Annotated in this window: 3 protein-coding genes; 2 read left to right on the forward strand and 1 reads right to left on the reverse strand. The window is 34.3% G+C overall.

Features of this window, described 5'->3' with window-relative positions:
* The first annotated feature begins 254 nt into the window (after positions 1-254).
* Together xerA and KPC_RS18980 are read left to right on the forward strand one after the other, a co-directional pair.
* Complete coding sequence (gene xerA, locus KPC_RS18975) at positions 255-1,142, forward strand: site-specific tyrosine recombinase/integron integrase (RefSeq protein WP_171334552.1); 888 nt, start codon at positions 255-257, stop codon at positions 1,140-1,142.
* 212 nt (positions 1,143-1,354) lie between these two features.
* Complete coding sequence (locus tag KPC_RS18980; protein ID WP_121975882.1) at positions 1,355-1,738, forward strand: hypothetical protein; 384 nt, start codon at positions 1,355-1,357, stop codon at positions 1,736-1,738.
* A gap of 20 nt (positions 1,739-1,758) precedes the next feature.
* Here the strand turns inward: KPC_RS18980 and KPC_RS18985 are convergent, their stop codons facing one another.
* Complete coding sequence (locus KPC_RS18985; RefSeq protein WP_121975883.1) at positions 1,759-2,325, reverse strand: GNAT family N-acetyltransferase; 567 nt, start codon at positions 2,323-2,325, stop codon at positions 1,759-1,761.
* Between the last annotated feature and the right edge of the window lie 310 nt (positions 2,326-2,635).

A 2,635-nucleotide genomic window follows, 5' to 3' on the forward strand; every position in this document is an offset into this window, starting at 1 on the left:
AGGTAAGTGAGAATGCTGATATGCATTTTATTATTAATGTAATGTTTTTTAAGTGAAAAATTCTTCTGTGATATGATTTGAAAGTCATTTAACTTATCCTGTAATGCTTTAGCTTTTAATTTTCCTGTACATATTGTATTTAAAAAGGTTTATTTAGCTATATTTATCTATTTTGGGTAAAATGTTTGTTGTTCCAAATTCAGATACAAAGAGAGAGCTAAATGCAACAATTTGGTGCGATGCAATTACTTTCCATGTTTTTGAAGGATCGTAAAATACAAAATCAATCAGCACATACATTAGATGCTTATTTTCGTGATATTTCTGATTTTATAGACTTTTGCTACGATAAAAAAATTGAACTAAAAGAGGTGGAAGCCTCTGATTTAAGAGAGTATCTTGCCCATAAAGTTGAAAGTGATGGTTTGGTGTCAAGCAGTTTGCAACGCCATTTGACCTCGATACGCCAATTCATGAAATGGGCGCAGCAGGGCAACTATCTGGAGATAAATCCCGCTGATGATTTACAGTTAAAACGTCAACCTAGACCCTTACCGGGTATGATAGATGTAGAGACAGTTAATCAGATCATTGATCAGAAAAAACCAGAAAAACCAATAGAACAACAACTCTGGTTTCGAGATAAAGCGATTCTGGAGCTTTTGTATTCAAGCGGATTGCGTCTGGCTGAAGTTCAGGGCTTAACTGTTAAGGATATCGATTTCAATCGGCAGCTTTTACGGATCACAGGTAAGGGAAATAAAACCCGTATTGTGCCATTTGGCAGTAAGGCAAAACAAAGCCTGATTGAATGGTTACAAATCTACCGAATCTGGATGGGTGAGTTTAGCAGTGAATCTGCTGTGTTTATTTCACAAAAAGGCAATGCTCTTACACCTCGACAAATTGAAAATCGAGTGAAGCTTCAAGCTCAAAGAGCTGGGGTAAATGTTGATTTACATCCCCATTTATTGCGGCATTGTTTTGCAAGTCATATGTTATCAAACAGTGGCGATTTACGTGCAGTACAAGAAATGTTGGGGCATAGTAATCTGACCACAACACAAATTTATACACATGTTGACTTTGATCATTTAGCACAAGTTTATGACAAAGCACATCCAAGAGCACAAAAAAGTTGAATTGCTTGTGCATTATTAAAATATTTTGAAAAGAAACTTTCCTATACTAAAGATTTGTTATGGAATGAATTTGACTAAAGATAAATTCTGAAATAAATTTTTTTGATGAATTTAGAACTGTTTTTAGTCTATTATGTCAATTTAAAGAGAATCATTTCATGATGAAATGATGTGCTTTTGATGAAAGTAGATATAGAAAAATAGGCACAACAATGATTCCTGAGCTGGAAAAGAAGTACCAACAATTAACCGAGTCACAAAAGGAAATCTTTCGTGGTTATGGGTTACGTCAAGTCAAACACTTTGTAGAACTCACACTACCTAAAGTTGAACCATTACTTCCAATAAATGCAACTGTTATAGGTGTCAATGCTGAAGGAAAGGTGCAAGCCGAGAATGCACAAACGGCACAAATTTATTTATGGATTTCGGATCAACAATGGCAGGAAAGCCAGATTCGGACTAAGCATATAGATTCGAAAGACGATTTTATTGAAATCTGGCGTATATTTGATTTGGCACAAATGGATCTAATTCATTTAAGTCATGTTCATCGGGATTTTCTTGAAAAACAGTCAAATGCCGCAGAATTGTAAGCTCAGGATATAGGCTTAACTCATATGATACGTTGAGATTTTTCTGTCTGAAATTCTGCGCGTGTAATCTGATAAAGAATATGCTCAGCCAAAGGGTGAGAACTTTTTAGTGCAGGATGCATAAAGTTTTGAACATAGTGCATCCCTAAACGTTGCATGACACGCTCCGAAGCATGATTACCAACAGTGGTAAAAGCGACAATCGATTCTAGTTCGAGCTGATCAAAAGCAAATGCTAAACAGGCATTTGCTGCTTCTGTTGCATAACCTTTATTCCAAAACTGGTATGCCAAACGCCAACCTATTTCAACACAAGGTGAAAATTCAAATTGTGATGGTTGATAATGTAGTCCTACAAATCCAATAAATGTTCGATCTTTTTTTAATTCTGCCGCCCAAAACCCCCAGCCATTTTGTTGAATAAGACTTTTAAACTTTTCAGCTAATGCATTACTTTCCTGAAAATTTAGTATTTTAGGGAAATACTGCATGACTCTGGGATCTGCATTTAATTGAGTAAATAAAGGTAAGTCACTTATATGCCATTGGCGCAATCTAAGACGTTCAGTATCAAGTGTAATGTTCATATTAAAATCATATGTTTTATGTCGTGATGGTTAATCAAGAGCCAGATATGCAAAAAAATCTTGTATACATGAATAAATTTGATATAAGGATTGACTTATTTTTATGAAAACATTGAAATTTTAAGCTTAACAGCAGCTTAAGACTTTGTTTGTAACATGTTTTAATCAGCAAAACATTGCGAATACGAAAAATATACAATGGAAAAAAAGCTGATCTATCTTAAATGACATTTTTTTACGTTTTTATGCAGAGCTTCATTAGCTAAAATTCACTTAATTTTTTAATTGTTTTTAGAGCTTGGAATAGAAT

This window comes from Acinetobacter stercoris, assembly GCF_900323515.1.
GTDB classification, from domain to species: domain Bacteria; phylum Pseudomonadota; class Gammaproteobacteria; order Pseudomonadales; family Moraxellaceae; genus Acinetobacter; species Acinetobacter stercoris.

Excerpts from the sequence above, each read along its gene's own strand:
- xerA (WP_171334552.1), top strand. The coding sequence starts at position 255 with ATGTTTTTGAAGGATCGTAAAATACAAAATCAATCAGCACATACATTA.
- KPC_RS18980 (WP_121975882.1), top strand. The coding sequence starts at position 1,355 with ATGATTCCTGAGCTGGAAAAGAAGTACCAACAATTAACCGAGTCACAA.
- KPC_RS18985 (WP_121975883.1), bottom strand. The coding sequence starts at position 2,325 with ATGAACATTACACTTGATACTGAACGTCTTAGATTGCGCCAATGGCAT.